This window comes from Variovorax sp. PAMC28562, from assembly GCF_014303735.1.
Taxonomy (GTDB): Bacteria; Pseudomonadota; Gammaproteobacteria; order Burkholderiales; family Burkholderiaceae_C; genus Variovorax.
Genome location: NZ_CP060296.1, coordinates 1,302,028 through 1,327,566, shown reverse-complemented (window position 1 = coordinate 1,327,566; position 25,539 = coordinate 1,302,028). Strand labels below are relative to the sequence as shown.

The 25,539-nt window shown below is 64.1% G+C and carries 23 protein-coding genes; 4 read left to right on the top strand and 19 right to left on the bottom strand.

Going from position 1 to position 25,539, the window contains the following annotated elements; genetic code table 11:
* Positions 1 to 16: 16 nt before the first annotated feature.
* Entirely contained in the window at positions 17 to 466 is a 450-nt protein-coding gene (locus tag H7F36_RS06285; RefSeq protein WP_187053874.1) for a PACE efflux transporter, read from the bottom strand.
* 72 nt (positions 467 to 538) lie between these two features.
* Between H7F36_RS06285 and H7F36_RS06280 the strand changes: the two genes are divergently transcribed.
* The gene (locus tag H7F36_RS06280) at positions 539 to 1,423 is read left to right on the top strand and encodes a LysR family transcriptional regulator (protein ID WP_187053873.1); all 885 of its coding nucleotides are present in this window, start codon (positions 539 to 541) and stop codon (positions 1,421 to 1,423) included.
* A 28-nt stretch (positions 1,424 to 1,451) separates the two neighbouring features.
* On the opposite strand, the gene H7F36_RS06275 is transcribed toward H7F36_RS06280, so the two are convergent.
* The 8 genes from H7F36_RS06275 to H7F36_RS06240 form a co-directional block, all read right to left on the bottom strand.
* Complete coding sequence (locus H7F36_RS06275) at positions 1,452 to 2,231, bottom strand: SH3 domain-containing protein (protein ID WP_187053872.1); 780 nt, start codon at positions 2,229 to 2,231, stop codon at positions 1,452 to 1,454.
* Between the two features lie 221 nt (positions 2,232 to 2,452).
* Positions 2,453 to 3,496: a homocysteine S-methyltransferase family protein gene (locus H7F36_RS06270; RefSeq protein WP_187053871.1), complete on the bottom strand. Its 1,044-nt coding sequence runs from the start codon at positions 3,494 to 3,496 to the stop codon at positions 2,453 to 2,455.
* 62 nt (positions 3,497 to 3,558) lie between these two features.
* Entirely contained in the window at positions 3,559 to 4,392 is an 834-nt protein-coding gene (locus H7F36_RS06265) for an alpha/beta fold hydrolase (RefSeq protein ID WP_187053870.1), read from the bottom strand.
* Positions 4,393 to 4,472: 80 nt separating this feature from the next.
* Positions 4,473 to 5,285 (bottom strand): N-formylglutamate deformylase, encoded by an 813-nt coding sequence (gene hutG, locus H7F36_RS06260; protein WP_187053869.1) that lies wholly within the window; start codon positions 5,283 to 5,285, stop codon positions 4,473 to 4,475.
* On the bottom strand, positions 5,282 to 6,715 hold the full coding sequence (locus H7F36_RS06255; protein ID WP_187053868.1) for a formimidoylglutamate deiminase: 1,434 nt from the start codon (positions 6,713 to 6,715) through the stop codon (positions 5,282 to 5,284). The genes hutG and H7F36_RS06255 overlap by 4 nt, the downstream gene beginning before the upstream one ends.
* Positions 6,712 to 7,968, bottom strand: a complete 1,257-nt coding sequence (gene hutI / locus H7F36_RS06250; protein WP_187053867.1) for an imidazolonepropionase — start codon at positions 7,966 to 7,968, stop codon at positions 6,712 to 6,714. The genes H7F36_RS06255 and hutI overlap by 4 nt, the downstream gene beginning before the upstream one ends.
* Positions 7,969 to 8,022: 54 nt before the next feature.
* Complete coding sequence (locus tag H7F36_RS06245) at positions 8,023 to 8,994, bottom strand: Bug family tripartite tricarboxylate transporter substrate binding protein (RefSeq protein WP_187053866.1); 972 nt, start codon at positions 8,992 to 8,994, stop codon at positions 8,023 to 8,025.
* 34 nt (positions 8,995 to 9,028) lie between these two features.
* The gene (locus H7F36_RS06240; protein WP_187053865.1) at positions 9,029 to 10,420 is read right to left on the bottom strand and encodes a sulfatase; all 1,392 of its coding nucleotides are present in this window, start codon (positions 10,418 to 10,420) and stop codon (positions 9,029 to 9,031) included.
* A gap of 129 nt (positions 10,421 to 10,549) precedes the next feature.
* Here H7F36_RS06240 and H7F36_RS06235 point away from each other — a divergent pair, with 129 nt between their 5' ends.
* A complete protein-coding gene (locus H7F36_RS06235; RefSeq protein WP_187053864.1) occupies positions 10,550 to 11,464 on the top strand; it encodes a LysR substrate-binding domain-containing protein in 915 nt (304 codons plus the stop codon).
* A gap of 409 nt (positions 11,465 to 11,873) precedes the next feature.
* On the opposite strand, the gene H7F36_RS06230 is transcribed toward H7F36_RS06235, so the two are convergent.
* From H7F36_RS06230 to H7F36_RS06190, 9 genes are read right to left on the bottom strand one after another with little or no spacing between them, the layout of a single operon-like run.
* Complete coding sequence (locus H7F36_RS06230) at positions 11,874 to 12,449, bottom strand: HutD family protein (protein ID WP_187053863.1); 576 nt, start codon at positions 12,447 to 12,449, stop codon at positions 11,874 to 11,876.
* Entirely contained in the window at positions 12,446 to 13,114 is a 669-nt protein-coding gene (locus tag H7F36_RS06225; RefSeq protein ID WP_187053862.1) for an amino acid ABC transporter permease, read from the bottom strand. The genes H7F36_RS06230 and H7F36_RS06225 overlap by 4 nt, the downstream gene beginning before the upstream one ends.
* An 18-nt stretch (positions 13,115 to 13,132) precedes the next feature.
* Positions 13,133 to 13,888 (bottom strand): transporter substrate-binding domain-containing protein, encoded by a 756-nt coding sequence (locus tag H7F36_RS06220; protein WP_187053861.1) that lies wholly within the window; start codon positions 13,886 to 13,888, stop codon positions 13,133 to 13,135.
* 38 nt (positions 13,889 to 13,926) lie between these two features.
* On the bottom strand, positions 13,927 to 15,669 hold the full coding sequence (gene hutU, locus H7F36_RS06215; RefSeq protein ID WP_187053860.1) for a urocanate hydratase: 1,743 nt from the start codon (positions 15,667 to 15,669) through the stop codon (positions 13,927 to 13,929).
* Positions 15,666 to 17,243: a histidine ammonia-lyase gene (gene hutH / locus H7F36_RS06210; RefSeq protein WP_187053859.1), complete on the bottom strand. Its 1,578-nt coding sequence runs from the start codon at positions 17,241 to 17,243 to the stop codon at positions 15,666 to 15,668. The genes hutU and hutH overlap by 4 nt, the downstream gene beginning before the upstream one ends.
* 5 nt (positions 17,244 to 17,248) lie before the next feature.
* Positions 17,249 to 17,986, bottom strand: coding sequence for a histidine utilization repressor (gene hutC, locus H7F36_RS06205; protein ID WP_187053858.1), 738 nt, complete (start codon positions 17,984 to 17,986; stop codon positions 17,249 to 17,251).
* Between the two features lie 14 nt (positions 17,987 to 18,000).
* Positions 18,001 to 18,780, bottom strand: coding sequence for an ABC transporter ATP-binding protein (locus tag H7F36_RS06200; protein WP_187053857.1), 780 nt, complete (start codon positions 18,778 to 18,780; stop codon positions 18,001 to 18,003).
* A complete protein-coding gene (locus tag H7F36_RS06195) occupies positions 18,780 to 19,553 on the bottom strand; it encodes an ABC transporter permease (RefSeq protein WP_187054825.1) in 774 nt (257 codons plus the stop codon). The genes H7F36_RS06200 and H7F36_RS06195 overlap by 1 nt, the downstream gene beginning before the upstream one ends.
* Before the next feature lie 5 nt (positions 19,554 to 19,558).
* Positions 19,559 to 20,548: an ABC transporter substrate-binding protein gene (locus tag H7F36_RS06190; RefSeq protein ID WP_187053856.1), complete on the bottom strand. Its 990-nt coding sequence runs from the start codon at positions 20,546 to 20,548 to the stop codon at positions 19,559 to 19,561.
* A gap of 318 nt (positions 20,549 to 20,866) precedes the next feature.
* On the opposite strand from H7F36_RS06190, the gene H7F36_RS06185 reads away from it, so the two are divergent.
* Positions 20,867 to 22,162: an EAL and HDOD domain-containing protein gene (locus tag H7F36_RS06185; RefSeq protein WP_187053855.1), complete on the top strand. Its 1,296-nt coding sequence runs from the start codon at positions 20,867 to 20,869 to the stop codon at positions 22,160 to 22,162.
* 28 nt (positions 22,163 to 22,190) lie between these two features.
* The gene (gene recQ / locus H7F36_RS06180) at positions 22,191 to 24,146 is read left to right on the top strand and encodes a DNA helicase RecQ (RefSeq protein WP_410003069.1); all 1,956 of its coding nucleotides are present in this window, start codon (positions 22,191 to 22,193) and stop codon (positions 24,144 to 24,146) included.
* A 78-nt stretch (positions 24,147 to 24,224) separates the two neighbouring features.
* Here recQ and H7F36_RS06175 read toward each other — a convergent pair whose 3' ends face one another.
* Positions 24,225 to 25,418 (bottom strand): YadA C-terminal domain-containing protein, encoded by a 1,194-nt coding sequence (locus H7F36_RS06175; RefSeq protein ID WP_187053853.1) that lies wholly within the window; start codon positions 25,416 to 25,418, stop codon positions 24,225 to 24,227.
* Positions 25,419 to 25,539: the final 121 nt, after the last annotated feature.

Here is a 25,539-nt window from a genome sequence, read left to right as displayed (position 1 = left end):
CGCAGACGGCGGGGGTTCAGGCCGGCTGAGCAGCGCTCGTGGAAGGCGTTGCAGCCGATGTGGGCAGACCGAAAACGGTGTCGAAGCCCCAATTGAAAACGAAGGTGTAGACCAGGAAGAACACGACCAGGCCGAGGTCCATCACCAGCGCCTCGAGAAGGCTCACGCCCAGCGCCCAGGCGAACACCGGCACCAGAAAGGCGATCAACCCGCCCTCGAAGCCGACGGCATGCGCGATGCGGCGCTTGACGCTACGCCCGCGCACGGATTGCCGCGCCTCCCAGCGCTCGAAAAGGGCATTGAAGGCGAGGTTCCAAAGCACCGCGATGACCGAGGCGACGACCGCCAATGCGCCCGAGTGACCGAGGCCCTTTCCGGACATCAGCGTGAGTCCGACGCTGGCGGCCACGATGGCGATCCCCTCGTAGAGGGTGATGTAGACGACGCGGCGTTTGATTCCTTGCATGCAGCGACTTTATGTTCGACACGCTGACATATAAAGTCATCTACTTTCAGTTTAATTGACAGGTGGAACGGCATGGCTTGGTCGAGCGACAGCGTCGAAGTCTTTCTCGCGGTAATCGACAAAGGCTCGTTCTCGGCCGCCGCGCGGGCGCTGGGCCGCGTGCCTTCGGCGGTCAGCATGGCGATCGCCAACCTCGAAGCGGAACTCGATTTGCCGCTGTTCGACCGCGCCGGCCGCGAGCCGCGGCCCAATGCCGCCGCGCGCTCGCTGGAGCCGCAAGCGAGGTTGCTGGCAACGCAGTTGCGGCAGTTGCAGGTTCAAGCGCTTTCGCTGACGCAGGGCCTGGAGCACCGGCTCACTTTGGCCATTGCGCCTGAGTTGCTAGCGGCACCGTGGAGCGCCGCGCTCGCCACACTGGCGCAAGAGCATCCCCTGCTCGAAGTCGAAGTGCTGGCGGCGCCGCAGGCCGATGCGCTCGAAATGCTGCACACCGGTCGCGCGCAATTGGCGCTCGTGTTCGAGCGGCCGAGCCTGGACGGTCGCGAAGGCTTTCAGGAAGTGAGCAGCGAGACGATGGTCGCAGTCATCGCGCCAGCGCACCCCGTGCTCGCACAGGCCGCCGGCAAACTGCGTGAACAACACCTCATCACGACGCGGCAGATCGTCGTCGCTGGGCGTGATCTGGCGACGAGCGATCCGCGCTTCGTCTATGCGCGAGACACCTGGCGCACCGACAACGCCCTCGCGGCACTGAGCCTGATCGCGGCAGGCCTGGGTTGGGGCTGGTTGCCGCGCAACGTGGTGCTGCCGCACATAGCCGCTGGCGCGCTGGTCGAAATTCCTTTCGAGAACCTCAGCAACGGACTCGACCTATGGGTCGATGTCGTGTGGTCCAAGGAGCGGCCGCTCGGGCTGGGAGCGAGCCGCTTCGTCGACCTGATGCGACGCCGCGGGTGAGCAGCGAGCGAGGTCGCTGCGGGTCAGGTCAGGGGCCGTCCTTCTGGAAGCCATTGCTGCGCGGCTGTACGTTGGATGGGGCTGGCGGCGGCGACGGCTGGAGCCCGACGCCCGGCAGCGGACGAAAGCCGGGCTGCGGCATCGGTTGGGGACGAAACCCCTGCTGCGGCGGGTTGAAGTTCCCGCCGGGTGGCCGGTAGCCGGGAGGCTGACCGCCACCGGGCCCGCCGAAGTTGGGATTACCGGGGCGGCCGGGACCATAACCGGGACCATAGCCAGGACCATAACCGGGGCCGAAGCCCGGGCCATAGCCACCTCCGCCACCGCCACCTGGAAACGGATTAGGGCGCCAGCCCGGTTGCGGCGGCCGCTCCGGACGCCAGCCTTGCACGGGCGGCGGTTGCCGATTGCCCCAGTAGCGGCGGTCGCCGTACCAGGAGCGATCACGGTAGTTATCGGCCCAGTAGTTGCCGATCGCGAAGCCGACGATCGGGACGCCGATGCTGGCGCCGTAGGTAGCCAACGGCACACGCTGGTCTTCGTAGGCGTAGTCGAGGCTTTGAGCTGCGACCCAGCCACGCAGTTCGTCGGGCAACACGACGTCGCACCAGCCGTAGCCGTTGGTGCATCCGATGACGTCGAGCGGCTGGCCCGGACCGAGTCGCGCCACCGTCGGGTAGTCGCCCGAGGGGCCAGCGCGCAAGTTGACGGGCCCGCGCGTGAAGGCCTGCTGTGCTGCGGCTGCCACCGGAAGAATCAGCGCGAGGGCGCCGATGCCGATCCATCGCTGAGCGTTTGTCTTGTTCATGTTGAATCCTTGTGCGAGGTCAGGGTAGGCCGCGGTCTGAAGCGTTGTCAATCGGCCTTAACCGCGTCTGTGCCGGCCTGACCTTGTCGAACAACGCGGCATGAAGCGTCCGCGTGCACGCACGTTGCGTTTGGAGCGCAAGCTTCATCTGCGCTTCACAAATTTGCTGAAAGTGAAGACTCGCCAAGTCGCCGATCGAACGCAGATCGCGACGCTTCCGATCAGGCGGCTTCGCGATAGAACGCGTTGCGCAGCATGCGTCCGTGCAGCGGCGCCACCGCCCGCCCGATGGCCGCGATGTGGTCGGGCGTGGTGCCGCAACAGCCACCGACGATGTTGACCAGACCTTCGGCGGCGAACTCGTGCAGCAGCCGCGATGTGACGTCGGGCGTCTCGTCGAAGCCGGTCTCACTCATTGGATTGGGCAGTCCGGCGTTGGGGTAGCAGCTGATGAAGGTGTCGCCCGCGACCTTGGCCAGCTCCTGGATGTACGGCCGCATCAGCGCCGCGCCGAGCGCGCAGTTGAGGCCGACGGCCAGCGGCTGTGCATGCCGGATGCTGTGCCAGAACGCGGTCACGGTCTGGCCGCTCAGGATGCGGCCCGACGCGTCGGTCACGGTGCCGCTGATGATCAGTGGCAGCCGCTCGCCGCTGTTGTCGAAATACTCCTCGACCGCGAACAGCGCGGCCTTGGCATTGAGCGTGTCGAAGATCGTCTCGACAAGGATGACGTCTGAGCCACCTTCGACCAGTGCCTCGGTCTGCTCGTAGTAGGCCGCCCGCAGCGATTCGAAGTCGACGTTGCGCGCGCCCGGATCGTTCACATCCGGGCTGATGCTCGCGGTCTTGGGCGTTGGGCCGAGCGCGCCCACCACGAAGCGCGGCTTGTCGGGCGTGCTGAATTTGTCGCAGGCTGCGCGGGCCAGCTTGGCGGACTCGAGATTCATCTCGCGCGCCAGATGGGCCATCCTGTAGTCCTCCTGCGCGATGGTGGTGGCGCCGAAGGTATTGGTCTCGATCAGATCGGCACCGGCGGCCAGATAGCTTTCGTGGATGTCCTGAATGACATCGGGCCGGGTGAGCGAGAGCAGCTCGTTGTTGCCTTTGACGTCGCGCTCGAAATCTTTGAAGCGCTGGCCTCGGTACTGCGCCTCATTGAGCTTGAACCGTTGAATCATCGTGCCCATCGCACCGTCGAGGATGGCGATGCGCTGGGCAAGAATGCCGGCCAGGGCTTGGCCGCGGGTGTAGACGAGAGGCTTCATGCGTCCGATTGTAGAAACCGGGACTTCGGTTGCCCGGCAAATAACCTTGGAGCGCCCGGAACTCAGACGGCCAGGAACTCCAGCAGGGCCTTGTTGAATTCGGCAGCGTGCGAGAGGTTCACCCCGTGCGGGCCGCCCTTGATCAAAGTGAGGTGACTGCCGGCAATCGCCTTGTGCGTGCGCGCACCGCTCACTTCGAACGGCACGATCGCATCGGCATCGCCGTGAATGACCAACGTGGGCACCTTGATCTTTTCCAGGTCGGCCCTGAAGTCCGTGCGAGCGAAGGCGGCCACGCAATCCAGCGTGCCCTTGGGTGAGGCGAAAGCCGCGATATTGCGCGCATACACCCGCTGGCTTTCGCTGACTTGCACCTTGTCGCCGGCCTTGAAGAAGTTTTCGGTGAAGGCGTCCAGAAAGGCGAGCCGGTCACTTTCGACACCGCCTTGAAATCCCGCAATCGTTGCGTCGTCCAGGCCGCCTTCAGGATTGTCGGCCGACTTGTAAAGGTACGGCGTCACAGCGGAAGCAAACACTGCCTTGGCAATTCTTGCGGTGCCGAACTTCGCGATGTAACGGGCAACTTCACCGCCGCCCATTGAAAAGCCGACCAGCGTTACGCCGTGCAGCTCGAGCTGCGTCAGCACGGCATCCAGGTCCGCCGCGAACGTGTCGTAGTCGTAGCCGGCCCACGGCTGCGAGGAGGTACCGAAGCCGCGTCGGTCGTAGGTGATGACGCGGTAGCCGGCCTTGATCAGCGCAGGCACCTGCGCCTCCCAGGAACGACCGCTCAACGGCCACCCATGAATCAAGACCACAGGCTTGCCGACACCATAGTCCTCGTAGTGAAGTTCGACGGGGTGATGCGCCTCGGTGGCAACCTTGATCATCGGCATACATTTCTTCCTGTGGGGTGTTTGGACAATGGGACGGTATCTCGCGCCACCTCCCTGCTTTTGCTGCCCCCTCGATGTCCCTAGCGTTTCAGGGCGAACTCCAGCACCGCGTTGAGCATCTGCCGGACTTGAGGCAGGACGCCGGCCGCTTCGTCGGGCAAGTAGTTGAACGGCAGCGTTTCCTGCATGTAGCTGGACTGGGTCATCTCGAGCTGCACCGCATGCACGCCCCCGGCCGGATCGCCGTATTTGCGCGTGATGTAGCCGCCCTTGAAGCGACCGTTCAACACGCCCGCGTAGGACGGCGCTGACTGCGCAATGGCCAGCAGTGTCGATGCCAGCGCTTCGCTGCAGCTCGCGCCGTTGGCGGTGCCCAGATTCAGGTCGGGCAGCTTGCCCTCGAAGAAGCGCGGCAGTCGCGAGCGGATCGAATGCGCGTCCCACAAGACGACGGTGGCGTGCGCCGCCCTCAGTCGGGCGAGTTCAGCTTGCAACTGCCGGTGGTATGGATGCCAGACCGCATCGCGACGCGCGGCGATTTCGGCGGCGTCGGGCACATCACCTGCGGTGTAGATCGGCGTGTCGTCGAAGGTGTCGATAGGGCACAGGCCGGTCACGCTCTGGCCGGGATAGAGGCTGGCGCCATCGGGCGCGCGATTGAGGTCGATGACGTAGCGTGAATGGGTGGCGACGAGCACCGACGCGCCGAGTTCATCGGCGAAGTCGTAGAGCCGTTCGAGGTGCCAGTCGGTATCGGGCACATGGCGCGCTTCTTCTGTCATGCGAACTGCCAATGCCGGGGGAACGTGAGTGCCGACATGCGGCATGGAGATCAGCAGCGGGCGCGTGCCCTGGCGAAAGCGAAACGGAGGTTGGTCGGTGACGAAGGTCATGTGGTCGAAAGCAGTTGCGTGCGCGCAGCGACGAACCCCGCAGTGGCAGAGTCGTGAAGAAGATGGCGACCGCCCTTCGTGCGTTGCGCGCCACCGACCCACACCGAATCGATGGCGCTGGTGCGATGGCTTGCGAAGACATGGGACGAGAGCATGTCGGCAGCTCCCAATCCGGCGAGCGATGGATGCGCTGCATCGAGCACGACGAAGTCGGCGCGCTGACCGATCGCGAGGCCGGCGACGCATCCGGGGTCCAGGCGGCCAGCCGCCTGCGCGCCGCCCTGCACTGCGGCGAGCGTCATCGCCGTGGCGACATGCGGTTGTCCGCTGTCGGCAGCGACGTTGCGCTGGCGCGTCGCGAGGCGCTGGCTGTATTCGAGCATCAGCAATTCCTCCGCGGCGTTCACGCAGATGTGGCTGTCGGAGCCGATGCCCCAGACGCCGCCCGCACCCCTCGAACCACCGGCAGCGCGCCATGCCGACAAATCGAAGATGCCGTCGCCGAGGTTGGCTTCGGTCGTCGGGCACAAGCCCGCGACGGCGCCGCTGCGCGCCGCACGCGCGTACTCGTCCGCATCCATGTGCGTTGCATGCACAAGGCACCAGCGCGCATTCACGTCAGCGTGATCGAGCAGCCAGGCGACTGGCCGTTGCCCGCTCCAGGCAATGCAATCGCCGACCTCTTTGGTCTGCTCGGCGATGTGGATGTGAATGGGCGCGGTGGCATCGATCGCGTCGAGTCCGACAAGCGCTTGGCGCAAGCCTTCGGGCGGCACCGCGCGCAGCGAATGCGGCGCGAGGCCGAGCCGTGCGCCTTGGGCATCGCACAGTGGCTTGAGGCGTTCGAGCAGTCGCAGCATCGAGTCGGTCGAGCGGATGAATCGCCGCTGACCTTCACCCGGTGCGGTGCCGCCGAAACCGCTGGTTTGGTACAGCACGGGCAGCAAAGTCAGGCCGATGCCGGCGCGTTGCGCAGCACGCATAAGGGCCAGCGCGAGCGTGGCGTCGTCGGCATACGGACGGCCATCGGCGTCGTGGTGCACATAGTGAAACTCGCAGACCGACGTGTAGCCGGCCTCGATCATTTCGACGTAGAGGCCGAGCGCGATGGCTTCCATTTGCGCCGGGTCGAGCCGCAGCGCGAAACGGTACATCAAGCTGCGCCAGCTCCAGAAGCTGTCTTGCTGTCCGTCGACGCTTTGGCCGCGGAACTCAGTGAGGCCGGCGATGGCGCGCTGGAAGGCATGCGAGTGAAGATTGGGCATACCCGGAATGAGCGGGCCTTTGGCGATGGCGATGGCGGTGTTGGTCGGGGGAGCTGCGTCGGTTTCGATTTCGGCCAATCGGCCTTTGTCGTTCCATGACAGGCGCACGTTGGTGGACCAGCCCGTTGGGAGCAGGGCGTCTTTGGCGAAGACGGAATTTGTCACTGTGCTGCGCGTTGAGCGAGGCGGGACCCCTCAGCGATCCGCCCCTGCCGCACCACGGCCTTCATCGGCCGCTGACCGAACCAATACGCCAGCTCGGCAACATCCTGCAAGTCCCACAAAACGAAGTTCGCAGGCCGTCCGACTGCCAACGTGCCGTGCGTTTCCTGCAGTCCCAACGCACGTGCCGCATGCACCGTCACACCATCGATGGCTTCGGGAACGGTCAGCCGAAACAAGGTGCATGCCATGTTCACCATCAGCAGCAAACTCAGCACGGGCGAGGTGCCGGGGTTGTGATCGGTCGACACCGCCATCGGCACGCCGGCCGCACGCAACGCGGCGATCGGCGGCAGCTGCGTGTCGCGCAATGTATAGAACGCACCGGGCAACAGCACGGCGACGGTGCCGGCTTCGCGCATGGCGTCGATGCCGGCTTGCGACAGGTGCTCGATGTGGTCGCACGACAACGCGCCGTGGCGTGCGGCGAGCGCGGCGCCACCCATGTCGGAGAGTTGTTCGGCGTGCAGTTTGATCGGCAAGCCGAGCGCTCGCGCCGCCTTGAAGACCTGCTCGGTTTCGGCCAGAGAAAACGCAATGCGCTCGCAGAACACATCGACCGCATCGACGAGTCCTTCGGCTGCCAGCGCGGGCAGCATCTCGTTGCACACGAGATCGATGTAGTCGCGACTGCCGTGCGGTCGGCCGGCGTACTCGGGCGGCAACGCATGCGCGCCGAGGAAGGTGGTGCGTACCGTCACGCCATGTGCTCGGGCCAGTCGCCGTGCCACACGCAACTGCTTGCGCTCATGTTCCAGCGCAAGGCCGTAGCCCGACTTGATCTCGATCGCGCAGACGCCTTCGGACAACAGGCTTTGCAATCGATGCGATGCGCTCGAGAACAGTTCGTCTTCGCTCGCCTCGCGTGTGGCGCGCACGCTCGCGACGATGCCGCCGCCTGCCTTGGCGACCTCTTCGTAACTCGCACCGGCCAGCCGCATCGCGAACTCGTTGGCGCGCTGGCCACCGTAGACCAGGTGCGTGTGGCAATCGACGAGGCCGGGTGTGACGAGCGCATTTCCACCCTCATGCGTCGGCAACCCCGAGAACTCTTTCGGCACTGCATCGGGCGAACCGATCCAGCGAACGATGCCGTGCTCGACGACGATCGCTACGTTGGTTCCAGGCTGGAATGGCAACCGAAGATCAGTCCAGAGGCCGTCTGCGGAAGGATGCGAGTCAAACGAAATCGTCATGGGTCACCAGAGACTTGCCGGCATGTTTTTCCGGCGAAGAGCCAGTGTAAGACTTCACTTCTCGGGCTGGATGTTCCGCTTCTTGATGACATCGGCCCAGCGCGTGTTTTCAGAGGCCAGCAGACGCTGGAAGTCTGCGGGTGAGCCACCCATGGGTTCGGCGTACAGGCTGTGGAGGCGCTTGGCGACCTCTGGGTCTTTCAGCGCTTCGGTGAACGCGGCATTGATGCGCGCGACGATCGCCGTCGGCGTGCCTGCGGGTGCTACCAGTCCATACCACGGGAGCACAACGGCGGCGGGATAGCCTGCCTCGCCGACAGTCAGGACGTCGGGCAGCGACTCGAGCCGTTTGTCTGCACTGACAGCAAGCGCCTTCAGCTTGCCGGACTTGAGAAAAGGCGCAGCCTGCGCCGAGGCCAAAAACATGAAATCGATCTGACCGCTGAGCAGGTCAGGCACCGACTGGACCTGCCCTTTGTAGCCAATCATGACCATGTCGAGATCCGCAACCGACATGAACACTTCGGTGCCCATGTGATTGGACGTTCCGGTCCCGTGGTTGGCGGTGTTGAGCTTTCCCGGACGAGACTTGGCGTAAGCAACGAACTCCTTCAGCGTGTTGACAGGAAGCGTTGCCGGCACCACCAGAACGTTCGGTGAATTGGCCAGCAGGACAGCAGGCACGAAGTCCTTCGTCGCGAACTTGGTGTTGGTGTCGAGCAGCGGATTGATCGTCAGAAAAGGGGCTGCAACCATCAACGTATAGCCATCGGGCGGGGCGCCTTTTACCGCCAGTGCCGCAATGTTGCCGCTGGCGCCCGGCTTGGCCTCGATCACAAATGGCTGACCCCAGGACGCAGCCACTTTCTCTGCCACGACTCTGGTGAGAACGTCCGGCACACCTCCGGCTGGGTAGGGAACAACGATGCGGATGGGCTTGGCGGGATACGCCTCTTGCGCAATGGACCCGAACGGAAGCACCGTGAAGCTCGCGATGACGAGCAGGTGCAGCAAGTTGGATTTCATGGGTCTTTCGTTTTCCATTGATAGACAAATCGATTCAGCGCTGCGGCATGTCTTTGGCCGAATAACCGGGCAACACACTGGCATCGGCAGGGATCTCGGGCATGGTCGCGTTCCAAGCTTCCCAGTCCGCGCGCATCGCGTCGAGCAACAGCGGTTGATGGGTCGCGCGATTGGCGCGCTCGCGTTCGTCCTCGGCCAGATTGAAGAGATAGTCATGCCCGTCGACACGCAAGTATTTCCAATCCCCGTCGCGCAGCGCCCTTTGACCGCGATGCTTCATGCGCCAATGCATCCGCCTGCGAAACGGGGGCTCCGTGCCACGCAGCACCGCCAGCAGCGATACGCCGTCCAACGGGCAGGCTGGATCGATCGGCGTCTCTGCCTCGTCGATTGCACTACTCGCACTATTCGCACTACTCGCGCCACCGGGCAAGATTCCTGCCGCGTCCAGCATCGTGGCGGACCAGTCCATCGTCATGCATTGCTGAGCGCTTTGTCGGCCAGGTGCGATGACGGCTGGCCAATGCGCGATCCATGGCACGCGGATGCCACCTTCCGTCAGGTCGAGCTTGCCGCCAACAAGAGGCCAATTGTCTGAAAATCTCTCACCCCCGTTGTCGCTCGTGAAGACGATCAGCGTGTTGTCCAGCAGCCCCTTCTTTTTTAAAGCATCGACGATCCAGCCGATGCCCTCGTCCATGTGATGAATCATCTTGCGATACGCATGGATGTTGCCTCCGCCGTGATGAAAGAGGTTGGCGCGCAGTTCCTGGCTCATTGCCATGTCTTGGTCGTCTCGCGTCTCCCAAGGCCAGTGTGGCGCCGTGTAGTGGAGACTGAGGAAGAAGGGCGTCGCATCGGCCGCAGGCGCAGCACGCTCGATAAAGTCCACGGCCTTCCTGGAGAAAAGGTCGGTGAGGTAGCCGTCTTCTGTAACTGGTTCGCTGCTCTGCCAAAGGTCGTGGGTGCCGCCGGTGTCGCAGTGGGTGAAGTAATCGACACCACCGGACATCGGCCCGAAGAACTCGTCATACCCAGACTTGAGAGGGCCGAAGGTTGGCGGATAGCCCAGGTGCCACTTGCCTACCAATGCAGTTCGATAGCCGGCAGCCCGCAATCGTGACGGGAGCGTCGGGCAGTCGGCCGGCAAGCCGAGCTCCGCGCTGCCGCGGCTTTTGCTGTTGATGGGCTCCTCTGCAGCGCCCCGGAGGTGGTACTGATACCGGGCTGTCATCAACGCGAAGCGCGTCGGCGAGCACACGGGTGAGTTGGCGTATCCCTGGTCGAAGCGAATGCCCCGCTCGGCAAGAGCGTCGAGCACCGGCGAGACCGGCGCCCGGCCGCCGTAGCAACCCAGGTCGGCATATCCGAGGTCATCGGCGACAATGAAAATGATGTTCGGGCGGTCGGCTGGCGCAGTTTTCATCGGGCATTCTTTTTTGCGCGACATTCGATGAAGGCTCCAGCGGGTCTATCGCCCGAGCCATTCTGTAGAGCGGTGCTGAACAACGTAAGGTCGCAATACAGCATCAAGATCACCTTCAGCGATCACGCCATGACACTTCAGCAACTGCGAGATTTTGTAGCCGTGGTCCAGCAGGGAAGCGTTCGCGCCGCGGCGCGCTCACTGCAGACTTCCCAGTCAGGCCTCACCAAGAGCCTGCAAAACCTCGAAAGTTCGTTGCAGGTCAGCCTGTTGCATCGCACCACGCGTGGCATCACGCTGACCCGCTACGCCGACGCGCTGTTCGTGCGCGCGCAAGCGATCTTGCGTGAATGCGACCAGGCGGAGACGGCGATCCAACAATTGCGCGGCCTTGGTATGGGAAGCGTTGCATTCGGCGTTTCGACGGCGCCATCACTGCTGCTCGCACCGACGGTGCTCGCCGACTTTCGCAAACGCAATCCGGATGTGATGGTCCAACTGACCAGCGGCCTGTCGCACTCGCTTCTTCCGGCTGTGCGTGAAGGCCGCCTCGACTTTGCGATCGTGCCCTTGCCCGCAGACATCGAAACCGAAGATCTGGTGGTTACCAGGCTGTTCAAAAGCGAGCCCGTGGTGGTGGCTAGAAAAGACCATCCAATGGCACGGGCCAAGTCCATCCGCGAACTCGCCGAAAGCGAATGGCTCGTCCTCGGTTCGCCCGAATCCTTTGGCGCTCCAAAAGGCAGTGTCGTCGAGTTGTTTGCCGCGTGCGGCTTGGGCAGTCCGAGGATCGCTGTCACGAGCAATTCGATGTTCGACAGTTTGATGATTCTTTCCAAGACCGACCTCCTCGCGCCGCTGCCTCGCATGATCTTGACCGCCGGCATCATGGACGGCAAATTGGTCGCCATTCCTCTCGCGGAGCAACTTCCCAGGTATGAAATCTGCCTGGTGCATCGACACAGCGTTCCGCTCACGCCGCTTGCCAGCACGTTGACCAGCATGTTCGTTTCATACGCGCGGCTGGTTGGCCCGATGGACTGACGCTTTTTCGAATTCCCTGAGCGGCACGATCGCCAAAGGTGATCGTGATGACGCCTTTCGGCATTCCAGCGTCGCCCCCAAATCCACAGAATCGAGCGTCGATGCGCCGAGGAATCTCCTCTGATGCAACGCCAGCCATTCAGTGGGAAATTTTCGACACGTCATGACAGCTTGCAATTTGAGTCGGCAAACGATCCGGCAGCGCCAAAGAATGCAGCGTCGCGAGGACCGCGACGTACTCCGGCACGCGCTCAACCCGATGCCGTTGTCATGGCGCGACCATATGCAACACTTTCTTCGCCGAGCCGCATGGATCAGCGCCACATTGCTGGTGGGATGGCTGTGCCTTCGCGGATAGGCATTGCAGCAAAGAAGACCGCGATACGAGCGAACGGCCGCTAAGACGGCGTCATAGCGCGCTCGGCTTCCATCGCACAGCCACCAGCTTCGCGCTGCGGCTCAACGGCGCCAAGCGCCATTCAGTGCGGACATCTGCCCACCAGATGCCTTCGCCCTGATTCAACTTCTGCTCGCCGGCCTGCCAATGCCCGTCGAGGCTCATCAGCACGCCGTACTCGGCGGCGCCGAGAGTCAGGCCTTCTTCGAATACGCGCACATCGACGACCCACGCCGCACGGCGCGTCATCACGTTGAAGTCGCTCGACGCACCGCCGATCAACGTGCAGTCGACTTCGACATCGCCGCTGAACGCGAAGGGCTCGTGCGGCTCGTCGAGCCGGTGCACGACGCGGCCATCGGCGGAACGCAGGCGCATGCCTTCGCCGTCGAGCAGCACGATGGTGCGGTCCATGCCGGGGAATACCGAGAACGGTCCGCTCGCCGCAACGGTGCCGATGCTCACGCGCCAATCGAACGCGCTGAGCCCTGCCTCCGGTGGCCAGGTCGCAATCTCTTGCGTGGTGCCACCGCCGTTTTTCCACGGGGTCGAGCGCAGTGCGTTGCGAGCGAAACGTTGCAGGGTCATCTCAGCAGTCCACCTTGGCGAAGTCGTTGTTCGAAATGGCGCAGCACCAGCGTGACAGCACCGGTCAGCACGAAGTACACGAGCGCTATCGCAAGGTACACCTCCAGCGAGCGGTACGACACGCTGATGATTTTCTGCCCTTCATGCATCACGTCGTGAATGGTGAGCAAGGACACGAGCGCCGAGTTCTTGATCAGCGCGATGAACTCGTTGCCCAGTGGCGGGATCATGCGCACGGTAGCTTGCGGCAGGATCACCTGTCGCATCGCGACAGCCGGCGTCATGCCCAGCGACTCGGCCGCCAGGGTCTGGCCACGGTCGATCGACTGGATGGCGCCCCGTACGATCTCCGACACGTACGCGCCCGAGTACACGCCCATGCCGAGCACGCCGCACAAGAAGGCCGGCAGCAGGATGCCGAAGTGCGGCAGCCCAAAGAAGAGGATGAAGAGCTGCACCAGTAACGGCGTGCCGCGAATGACCGCGACGTAAGCCGTGCAAACCGAATAGAGCCAGCGGCGCTTCGGATTCAGCCGGCCGATGCCAACCAGGAGGCCGAGCACGCAGCCGAGCAGCAGCGCGCACGCCGTGAGCTCGACCGTGACGAGCGCGCCCTGCAAAAGGGCAGACCAGCCTTGCCAGACTGGGGAGAAATCAAGATCCATGGGGCCGGTCAGCCGACATCACTTCGCCGTGTTGCTGAACCACTTCTTCACGATGGCCGCGTACGTGCCATCGGCCTTCATCTTCTCGATCGCGCCGTTCACCGCCTTCGTCAGTTCAGGCGTGTCCTTGCGGATCGCCATGCCGTACTCCTCTGTCGTGAGTTGCTCGTCGAGCACCTTCAGGCCCGATCGCATGCGCACGTATTGATAGGCGGCGGGCTTGCCCGTGACGGCAGCGTCGCTGCGGCCGATGTCGACCAGGTTGAACATTTCCTGGTTTTTCTCGACCTCCATCAGCTGCACTTGCGGGTACTTTTCTTTCACGTAAGTGACCGACTTCGTGCCCACTTGCACGCTGACCTTCTTGCCGTTCAAGTCGGCCGGCGTCTTGATGCTGGTGTTGTCGGCCTTGACCATCGCGACGAGGCCGCCCGCGTAGTAGGGGGTGGTGAAGTCGACGACCTTCTTGCGCTCGTCCGTGATGTAGATGGCGGACACCGCCATGTCGAAGCGCTTGGAGATCAGGCCGGGAATGAGTCCCTTGAAGTCGATGTCGGTCCATTCGATCTTCTTGCCCAGCGTCTTGCCGATGGCCTCGACCAGTTCGATGTCGAAGCCGGTGCGCTTGCCGTTGTCGACGAACTCCATCGGCGGAAAGGTGGCGTCCGTGCCGACGGTGATGGTGTCGCCGGTTTGCGCATGCAGCGCGGATGCAAAGCCGAGCGTGGCGAGGGCTGTCGTTGCGACAGCGAGAAACTGACGGCGAATGGGCATGGATGCTTTCAATGGAGGACAACGAAAAGAAAAGGAAACTACTCGATCATCGGCAGCTTCAACGCATGCTTTTTCGCCGTGGCGATAGCGATGTCGTAGCCCGCATCCGCATGACGCATCACGCCGCTGGCCGGGTCGTTCCACAGCACGTTGCCAATGCGTTTTGCGGCTGCGTCGGTGCCGTCGCACACGATGACCATGCCGGCGTGCTGCGAGTAGCCCATGCCGACCCCGCCGCCGTGGTGGATGCTGACCCAGGTTGCGCCACCCGCGGTGTTGAGCAGGGCGTTGAGCAGCGGCCAGTCGCTCACGGCATCGGTGCCGTCTTTCATGCTTTCGGTTTCGCGGTTCGGGCTGGCGACCGAGCCGGTGTCGAGATGGTCGCGGCCGATAACGATGGGCGCCTTCAGCTCGCCCGACTTCACCATCTCATTGAACGCGAGTCCCGCGATGTGGCGCTCGCCGAGGCCCAGCCAGCAGATGCGCGCCGGCAGGCCCTGGAACGCGATGCGCTCGCGCGCCATGTCGAGCCAGCGGTGCGTGTGCTTGTTGTCGGGGAACAGTTCCTTGATCTTGGCGTCGGTCTTGTAGATGTCTTCCGGGTCACCCGACAAGGCGACCCAGCGAAACGGGCCTTTGCCTTCGCAAAACAGCGGCCGGATGTACGCGGGCACGAAGCCCGGAAAGTCGAACGCGTTCTTCAGGCCCTGATCGAAAGCGACCTGGCGGATGTTGTTGCCGTAGTCGACCGTCGGCACGCCCATCGACTGGAAGTCGAGCATGGCCTGCACGTGCACCGTGCACGATGCAGCGGCGGCGGCTGTGAGCGCTGCGTGTTGCGCTTCGTCCTTCATGGCGGCCTGCCACTGCGGCACGCTCCAGCCTGCAGGAAGATATCCGTGAATCAGGTCGTGCGCCGATGTTTGGTCGGTCACCAGGTCGGGCTTGATGGCGGTGCCGGCCTTCGCGCGCCTGACCAATTCCGGCACGATCTCGGCGGCGTTGCCGAGCAGCGCGATCGAGATCGCTTCCTTCTTCGACGTGTGGTGCGCGATGAGTGCCAGTGCGTCGTCGATGTCCCTGGCCTGCTTGTCGACATAGCGCGTGCGCAAGCGGAAGTCGATGCTCGACTGCTGGCATTCGATGGCCAGCACGCACGCACCGGCCAGCACGCCCGCGAGTGTCTGCGCGCCGCCCATGCCACCGAGGCCGGCGGTAAGGATCCACCTGCCGGCGAGGTCGTTGTCATAGTGTTGGCGGCCGGCTTCGACGAAGGTCTCGAAGGTACCTTGCACGATGCCCTGCGCGCCGATGTAGATCCAGCTGCCCGCCGTCATCTGGCCATACATGAAGAGGCCGGCACGGTCGAGCTCGTTGAATTTTTCCCACGTCGCCCACTTGGGCACGAGGTTCGAGTTGGCGATCAGTACGCGCGGCGCGTTCTCGTGCGTCTTGAAGACGCCAACCGGCTTGCCCGACTGGATCAAGAGCGACTCGTCGTCTTCCAGTACCTTGAGCGACTCGAGGATCTGGTCGTAGCAGGCCCAGTTGCGGGCAGCGCGACCGATGCCGCCATACACCACGAGGTCTTGCGGTCGCTCGGCGACCTCGGGGTCCAGGTTGTTCTGCAGCATGCGAAACGGTGCTTCGGTCAGCCAGCTCTTGCAGGTGAGCGTGCTGCCGCGCGGGGCCCGGATCACGCGGGTCGGGTCGTGACGCGGATCGGCTTTGGCGTCGGGCGAAGCTGATCCAGTGGCGATGAATTTGTCGGGCGCGTTCATGGTGTCGGCTCCTTTCGGTGACTGGGGAGGATGTCGGTCAAGGCGGGCGGCAAGTCGGCCGCGAACGCCCACAGGCGCATGGCTTCGATGTCGGCCGCGAGGTAACGATCGCGTTCGAGAAAAGCGACCTGGGTACGAATCTTTGCGAACTCGGCTTCGACCAGCGGCGAACTCCTGAGCCCGCTGTCGGTTCGCTTCAACTCGATGCCCTGCGCAGCACACATCGCCTCGATGCCGACGACGACCGCCGTGTGGGTCACCATGTCGCCCAGCCGGCGCGCCGCGAAGGTCGCCATCGACACATGGTCTTCCTGATTGGCCGAAGTCGGCAAGCTGTCGACGCTGGCTGGATGCGCGAGCGATTTGTTCTCCGACGCGAGCGCCGCGGCCGTGACCTGCGCGATCATGAAGCCGGAGTTGAGCCCGCCATCGCGTACCAGAAAGGGCGGCAGGCCCGACAGGCCGGTGTCGAGCAGCAGTGCGATGCGGCGCTCGGCAATGGCGCCGATCTCTGCAATGGCGAGCGCGATGATGTCGGCAGCGAACGCGACCGGTTCTGCGTGAAAGTTGCCGCCCGAGATGACTTCTCCGGTGTCCACGAACACCAGCGGGTTGTCCGATGCCGCGTTGGCTTCGATGACCAGCACGCGCGCCGCATGCGTCAGGTTGTCGAGGCAGGCGCCCATCACTTGCGGAATGCAGCGCACCGAGTACGGGTCTTGCACCCGGCCGCAATCGGCATGCGACGGCACGATCTCGCTGCCATCGAGCAGCGTGCGCACCGCTGCTGCCACGGCGATTTGTCCTGGCTGCCCGCGCGCTGCATGGATGCGTGGATCGAAGGGTTTGATCGAGCCTTGAATGGCTTCGAGCGACAACGCACCCGACATCAGCGCAGACGCGAAAACGCTCTCGGCGCCGAACAGGCCGGCCAGCGCGAGCGCAGTCGAGACCTGCGTGCCATTGAGCAGCGCCAACCCTTCTTTCGGGCCGAGCACGAAGGGATCGAGGCCGATGCCGTGCATCGCTTCGGCACCGCTGACGATGGCGCCATCCGGCATCGTCGCTTTGCCTTCGCCGATCAGCACGCAAGCCATGTGCGCGAGCGGCGCCAGGTCGCCCGATGCGCCGACGGAACCCTTGGCCGGGATGTGCGGCATGACGCCGGCATTGAAGAGCGCGAGCAGGGCCTCGACCAGCGCCGGCCGCACGCCCGAGTGGCCGCGCGCCAGGCTGACCGCCTTGGTCGCCAGCACCAGCCGCACCACCGCGGGCGCCAGCGGCTCGCCGGTGCCCACGCTGTGCGACAGCACCAGGTTGCGCTGCAACTCGGCCAGATGGTCGTTGCCGATGCGGGTGCTGGCCAGCTTGCCGAAGCCGGTATTGATGCCGTAGACCACTTCGTCGTTATCGACGATGCGCTGCACCGCCGCCTGCGCGGCGGCCATGCCGTGCGCGGTCGATGGGTCGAGCGCCAGCGTGATGTCGCGGCCGGCGTGGATGCGGCGCAGCAGTGCGAGATCGACGTGGCCTGGCAACAGGAGAGTGGGTTCTATCGGCATGGAATTGGGCATGTGATTCATCCGGAACGCGGGTTGCCGTCGGCACTGAAACGACTGCCCAACCGATAGCGCGACGCCGGGTGCAGGCAGCGCACCAGCGTGACCGGCACCGTACGCGTCCAGGTGCGACGCGTGAGCAACAAACAAGGCTCGGCCGCGGGCATCGCGAGCCGTACCGCCTGCTCGGCGGTGGGCAGCACCGCGTCGACCAGATGCTCGATCTGGTCGAACGGCACGTTGCGCACGAGGTATTCGCTGGGCTGCAGGTTGGAAAGGTCCAGGTCGAGGTAGTCGGGCACCACACGCGGGTTGACGTAGCGGTCTTCGAGCTGCACGGGCACGCCGTTTTCGAGGTGCAGGCAGACGCTGTGAAACACCGACTCGCCCGAGCGCAGGTCGAGCCAGGCCGACACATCGGCGGGCGACGCGATGCGCTCCGCGGCAATGAGCTGATAGCCATAGTCGTGGCCGCGCGCGCGGATTTCGCTGGCGATGTTGGCGATCTGCAGCAATGTCGATTGCGGCTTGTTCTCGGCGACGAAACTGCCGACGCCTGCCACGCGCACCACGCGTCCCTGAGTCACCAGCTCGCGCAACGCGCGGTTGGCGGTCATGCGCGAAATGCCGAACTGCACGACCAACTCGTGCTCCGAAGGCAGCCGGTGCCCCGCGGGCCACGAGCCGTCCTGGATCTTGCGGACGATGTGCTCCTTGACCTGCTCGTAGAGGGCGAGGGACGGCAGGTCGCGCTTCATGGTGTCGGTGCTCGTCAGTGCTCGACGGACGCCATGGACTCGGCGCGGATCTCTTCGGTCAGCCGCGCCTTCAAGGCCATGAACTCGGGCGTGGTCTTGACGGTGTAGTGGCGCGGGTGCGGCAAATCGACAGCCAGCTCGGCCTTGATGCGCCCTGGTCGCGCGCTGAACACGGCCACGCGATTCGCCATGAAGATGGCCTCGTCGATGTCGTGCGTCACGAAGAGCACCGTCTTGCGCTCGGCCTCCCAGATGCCGAGCAACAGCTCCTGCATCAGCACGCGCGTCTGGTTGTCCAGCGCGCCGAAGGGCTCGTCCATGAGCAGGATCTGGGGGTCGTTGGCGAGCGCACGCGCGATGGCTGTGCGTTGCTGCATGCCGCCTGAAAGCTGCTTTGGGAAATGCTTCTCGAAGCCGCGCAGGCCGACCTTGGCGATGAAGTAGGCGGCGCGTTCTTTCTGCTGTGCCTCGGGCATGCCGCGCTCCCGCAGGCCGAAGCGGATGTTCTGCTCGACATCGAGCCACGGAAAGAGCGTGTAGCTCTGGAACACCATGCCGCGGTCGGCGCCAGGCCCGATGACTTTCTGACCGTTGAGCAGCACCTGGCCACTGGTCGGACGACCGAGTCCCGCGACGATGCGCAACAGTGTCGACTTGCCGCAGCCCGAGGGGCCGAGGATGGTGACGAAGTCGTTCTCCTTGACCTCGAAATCGATCGGTTGCAGCGCCTGCGTGCGCTGGCCTTTGGTGTCTTCGAAAACGCGAGTGACCGCCTGGATGGAAAGCTGGCTCATCAGAGGGCACTCCACGCGAAGAGGCGGCGGTTGAGGGCCTTGAACGCGAAGTCCGACACCAGCCCGATGATGCCGATGACGATGATCCCGAAGATGATTTGCCCGGTGTTGAGCAGCGCCTGGCTGTCGGTGATCATGTGGCCGATGCCCGACGACGAGCCGATGAGTTCGGCCACGATCACGTAGGTCCAGGCCCAGCCCAGCACCAGCCGCAGCGTCTCCGCGATGCCCGGCGCCGCGCCCGGAATGAGCACCCGCTTGACGATGCCGTTGCTGTCGGCGCCGAGCGTGTAGGCCGCCTCGACCAGATCGCGCCGCGCACCGCCGACGATGACCGCGACCATGAGGATGATCTGGAACACCGAGCCGATGAAGATGACCAGCAGCTTCTGCGCTTCGCCGATACCGGCCCAGAGAATCAGCAACGGAATGAAAGCGGAGGCCGGCAGGTAGCGGCAGAACGATACGAAGGGCTCGAGAAGAGCTTCGATCGGCTTGTACGCACCCATCGCGATGCCGAGCGGCACCGCGACGATCGCGGCCAGCACGAAGCCGCCGAACACGCGCCACACCGTCATGCCGATGTCGCGGATGAAGCCGTACTCCACGAAGAGCAGGTACGCCTCTTTGACCATCGTCGGCGGGCTCGCCAGGAAAGTCGGCGAGACGAAGCCGCCCAGCGTGAAAAAGCTCCACGCGCAAACGAAAAGCACGAAGAAGCCGATGCCGAGCACCCATCGACCGCGCGCCCCCACCGGCTCCAGCGGCGCCATGCGCATCACTTGATGTAGCTTGCGTCGAAGGTCACGGCCAGATCGTCCGGCGCTTTGCGAATCACGCCGGCTTCGAGCAGGATCGGCACCGACTCTTTCATGAACTGCGTGAGCTCACCCGCAAAGAACTTCTGGTTGGCGGCCTTGTCTTGCCAGCGCAGGTAGGCCGACGACTTGGCGAAGGCTGCGCCGTCTTGCTTGACCGCGGAGCCCATGATCTCGTTGGCTTTGGCCGGGTCGGCCTTGATCATTTCAAGCGCTTCGAAGTACGAGTCGGTCAGCGCCTGCGCCGCCTTGGCGTTGGTTTTGAGCCAGGTCGGCGCGCAGCCAACCGTGTCCATCACCATCGGATAGTCGAGCGTGGTCGCCAGGATCTTGCCGGCGGCGGGGTTGGCACGCACGGTCGACAGATACGGCTCGTACGTCATCGCGGCATCGTTCTGGCCGGCGACGAAAGCCTGCGCCGAAGCCTGCGGTGCCAGCGTCACGACCTTGACGTCTTTCAGGGTCATGCCGTTCTTGTTGAGCATCCAGGCCAGGCCGAAGTAAGGCGCGGTGCCGGGTGCATCGACACCGATGGCCTTGCCCTTCAGGTCGGCGAAGGTCTTGACGTCGTTGCGCACGGCCAGGCCGTCGGCGCCATAGGACTTGTCCATCTGGAAGATCTGGGTGATCGGCACGCCGTTCGCGTTCCACGACACGTGTGTTTCGACCGTGGTGGCCGCGCACTGGATCGCGCCGGACGCCAGCGCCAGGTGGCGGTCTTTTTGCGGAATCATCTTGAGTTCGACGTCCAGGCCGTTCTTCTTGAAGATGCCGGCCTTGTCGGCCAGCGACAGCGGCGCGAAGCCGGTCCAGCCCGACATGCCGAGCGCGATGGTGGTCTGCGCACCGGCGCCGATCGACGCCGTTCCGGCTGCGACGCAAACACCGGCCGCCATCAGCGAGCGGGCGAATTTCTTGAGGCTGGGAACGGTAGCAACTGTGATGGCCATGCGGCTCTCCTGTGGATGGGTGAAGCGTCGAACAAGATGGGAACAGTGTCATCCGCCTGCGTCGAGCTTGTATATACAAGGTAACCCCGAGACAACGTGCACGGAAAGTGCCAGCGCCTTGGCGCTATTGGTGCAGCAGCCGTGACCGATGCACCAGATTGCTGTCTATACAGGTCGTTTCGAGGCGAATGCCGGACTCCGTTTGCAAGGCGTATGCCAACGCGACGATCCACACGCTGCTCAAGTTCGCCATCGGCACGCCGATAACAAATACGAACCTCCGGATGAGCCTCCGGACCTGAGAAAGAGGAGATTGCGATGTTCACCACCACTGCCAGCGCACCGCGCGCCGCTGCAAACAGCCAGCCGATGCCGCTGATGCAGCAAGACGACTTCGTCCCTGTGCCCGCACCGCCCCGGGCGCGGCGCATGCTCGTGGACGAGAAGCGCGTGGTCAGTGGCTATCAGCTGGTCCCTTCCAAGGCGCCGCCGCAGACTGCGGGTGCATGCTTCGACGATGCGGGCACTGCCAAATCGGCCGAGAGTGCGACGCGACTCGCCAAGCCGACCTTCATCCGCTGCACCTGCCGCGACCTCATGAACGGACAGCTCGACAAGCTCGACCCGAAAACCGTGGTGCTCGAAATCCGCGACGGTGCCGACAGCGACCCCGGTGGCCCTGAAGGCGGCGGCGGGCTCGACGAAGCCGTGCTCAAGGAGGCCCGGGCCAAGGGCTTCAAGCTGGCGTTCGATGCGCGCCTGTTGAAGAAGGAGTACGCGGGATTCGTCGCCCTGGCCTCCTACATCATTCTCGAAATGGGTGTCATGGAGCTGGACCGTGCCGCGGCGCTGGCACGCGGCATCCGCTCCAGCACCAGGGCGGTGCCGATGGCCGCCCAGGTACGCACTTCGGCTGAATACGAAACGCTGGCCGACGCCGGCGTGCAGATGTTCGAAGGCCACTGGTACGCGCAGCCACCCGTCAGAACCGACAAGTCGATCCAGCTGTCGTACGCCGGCCTGATCAAGCTGTTGAACATGGTGATGCGCGAAGCCGACTCCACGGAAATCGAAGAGCTGCTCAAGCACGAGCCGACGCTGGCGTACAAGCTCTTGCGGCACATCAACTCGGTCGGCTTCGGCTCCAACATCGAGATCACCTCGTTCCGGCACGCAGTGCTGACGGTCGGCCTGAAGAAGCTGTTTCGCTGGACGGCGCTGCTCATCACCAACACGCCGCCGGGCAGCGTGGCGCCGGCTGCGGGCACCCGGGCCATCGTTCGCGGAAGGCTGATGGAACTGCTGGCGCTCGAAACGATGCCCACGGCCGACGCCGACCTGGCCTTCGTCACCGGCATGTTCTCGATGCTCGATGTGTTGCTCGGTATGCCGCTCGAGGACGCGCTGGCGTTGGTGAATCTGCCGAAGGCCATCACCGATGCGATCCTGTCGGGCGACGGACCGTTCGCGCAATACCTGGCCATCGCCAAGGCCTGCGAGCACACCGACGAAGCGCTTCTGGAAATTCTTTCTGTGCGCAACCGCATCGCGTCCAGCCACATGATCGACACGCATCTACAGGCGCTTGCCTGGGCGGAGCAGTTCGGGCACTGAGGCGCCGAGCCGCGGCCGAACGGCGACAATGGCGGCTTGCGCGCCGCAGGGTGCGCGTCACTTCAGCTTGCCCGTTTTGTCCGCACTGCCCTCCGACATTCTTTCCGCCGACCCAGCGCAGATCCTCCACGAAATCTTTGGCTACGAGCACTTTCGGGGGGCGCAGGCCGAGATCGTCGACCACGTCGTGCATGGCGGCGACGCGCTGGTGCTGATGCCCACTGGCGGCGGCAAGTCGCTCTGCTACCAGATCCCGGCGATCGCACGGCAGCGCGCGGGCCACGGCGTGTCGATCGTGGTGTCGCCGCTTATCGCGCTGATGCACGACCAGGTCGGCGCGCTGCACGAGGCCGGCGTCAACGCGGCCTTTCTGAATTCGACGCTCGACTGGGAGCAAACGCAAGACGTCGAGCGTCGCATGCTGAGTGGCGAGATCACGCTGCTCTACGCCGCACCCGAGCGCGTCAACACGCCGCGCTTTTTGCAGCAGCTCGACTCGTTGCATCAGCGCGGCAAGCTGTCGCTCTTCGCCATCGACGAGGCGCATTGCGTGAGCCAGTGGGGTCACGATTTCCGGCCCGAGTACCGCTCACTCACCGTGCTGCACGAGCGCTATGCCGGCGTGCCGCGCATTGCCCTCACCGCCACGGCCGACGACCTGACCCGGGCCGACATTGTCGAGCGGCTGCAACTCGAAGAAGCGCGCCAGTTCGTCTCCAGCTTCGACCGGCCGAACATCCGCTACACCATCGTCGAGAAGAAAGAGGCGACCACACAGCTACTGCGCTTTATCGAGCGCGAACACGAAGGCGATGCCGGCGTGGTGTATTGCCAGTCACGCAAGCGCGTCGAAGACGTGGCGGTCGCGCTGCAGGCGGCAGGCATCAACGCGCTGCCGTACCACGCAGGACTCGACGCTTCGATCAGACAAAAACATCAGGACCGCTTCCTGCGCGAAGAAGGCGTGGTCATGACCGCGACCATCGCTTTCGGCATGGGCATCGACAAGCCCGACGTGCGCTTCGTCGCGCACCTCGACATGCCCAAGAACATCGAGGGCTACTACCAGGAAACCGGCCGCGCCGGTCGGGACGGTGCGCCCGCCGATGCCTGGATGACCTACGGCCTGCAAGACGTGGTGAACCAGCGCCGCATGATCGACGAGAGCCCGGCCGGCGAAGAGTTCAAGCAGGTGATGCGCGGCAAGCTGGATGCGCTGCTCTCGCTGGCCGAAGCCAGCGACTGCCGCCGTGTGCGCCTGCTCGGCTACTTCGGCGAGCAGAGCACGCCCTGCGGCAACTGCGACAACTGCTTGACGCCGCCGCAGGTGTGGGACGGCACGGACGCCGCGCGCAAGCTGCTCAGCACCATCTACCGCGTACAGCAGATGAGCGGCATCAGCTTCGGCGCCGGCCACATCATGGACATCCTGCGCGGCAAGGCCACCGACAAGGTGACGCAGTTCGGTCACGCGTCGGTCAGCACCTTCGGCATCGGCAGTGACTTCAGTGAAGTGCAGTTGCGCGGCGTGCTGCGGCAACTGATCGCGACCGGCGCACTGGCGGTCGACTCGCAGGCTTTCAACACCCTGCAGCTGACCGATGGCTCGCGTGCCGTGTTGAAGGGCGAGGCGACGGTGATGTTGCGGGAGTCGGTGTCGTCGCCGGTGGGGCGCAGTGGCGGCGGCAGTGGTGCTTCAGGCAAATCGCGCCGCGAAAAGACGCCGCGCGGCGCGCCCTCGCCAGCCGCAGCCAAGCTCGACGAAGCGGGGCAATCGCGTTTCACCGCGTTGAAGGCCTGGCGCGCCGAAGTGGCGCGCGAACACAACCTGCCGGCCTACGTGATCTTTCACGACGCCACGCTCGCCGCCATCGCCGAGTGCGCACCTGCGACCCTGGAAGACCTGCAGGGGCTCAGCGGTATCGGGGCGAAGAAGCTGGAAGCGTACGGGACGGAAGTGCTGCGGGTAGTGGCCGACCACTGAGCAGCGCGGCGAACGCAAAAAAGCCCGGCAAGGCAATTGCCTTCCGGGCTTGAAACGACTGCACGCCGCTTTGGATTCTTACCAGGAGAACATGCCGCCCGCGCCGGCCGACACACGGCCGCCATTGCCGCTACCGACCGTGAACTTCAGTTGCAAAGATTCGGAGACACGCGCCGCGACGCCGAGCGCAAATGCAGAGCTGCCGTCGTAGTTGCCGACACCCAGGCCGACGCCCACCTTCTTGTCACGCTCGAGTGCTGGAATCGAAGCTGCAGCCACTGCAGATGCCACCCCTGAACTCGCGACCTTTCGGTTGTCGACGAGTTGCTGCTGCACCCTTGCATTGGTGCCGGACTGCGACGCATTTGTCTGCGCCTGGACCGCATTGATGTTGGCCTGATTCGTATTGAACGTCGACTGGCTGGCATTCGTCGTGGCCTGGTTGACGTTGACCGTCGCCTGCGCATCGGAGATTTGCTTGAGCTGACTCACGTTGGCTGCATCGGTGCTGGCCACACCCGCTGCAACGCCACTGATGACGTTGTTGTTGTTGTTGATGCCGCTGGTCGACGTGACGCCCGCCACGCTCAAATTTCCGCCGATCGTGGCGTTGCCGGTGGTGCCGAGAGTGGTGGTCGTGAGATTGCCGCTGTTGGTGATGCCGTTGGTCACTGTCGCGCCGCTCACGCTCAGACTGCCCGCAGACACCAGCCCGCTTGCGATGAGCGAGGTGACGCCCGAGATGGCACCGGCGTTGGTGATGCCGCTGGCGCTATTGTTGAAGCCACCGGCGTTCGTCATGCCACCGACGTTCGCTATTCCCGCCGCATTGGTCAGACCGAGGAACGTGTTTTGTCCTGTCGTGCCATCAGAAAACAGCCCGGTCGTCGCCATGAACGTCGTGCCATCGGACACGCCGACAAAGGTGCCTGAAGGCAGAGCCTGAAAGTGCGAGATCGTGTTCGTCGTGTTGTTCGTGTAGGAGACGCTGCCCCCGGTGGAGTTCAACGACATGGACGTTAAATCGCCATTGGCCTGCAGATGATCGGCTCTTGTAAAAGCCGCTGTCGTTGTGACGACGCTGAGCCCGCCCGCCCCCAACACCGCGGTTTGCACTCGTGGCGTGCCCGAAGTAACGCCGGGTGTTGCGTTAGTGGCCGAATACGTCGTTGCTGCGGCGCCATTGTCGACGACGACGTTGCTGAATTGCGCCGAAGCGTTCAGCGAGACAAATGCAGCGGCCAGCGCCGCGAGGCGAAACGAATGTTTCATTGTGATTTCCCTGAATATTTTTCTTGAAAGCCGGCCACGCAGACTGCGTTGCCGTGCTGCGCCGATGCTCGGGCTTGCACCCATTGGCCGGGGCGTCAGCGCGTTGATTGGCTCGGCATGC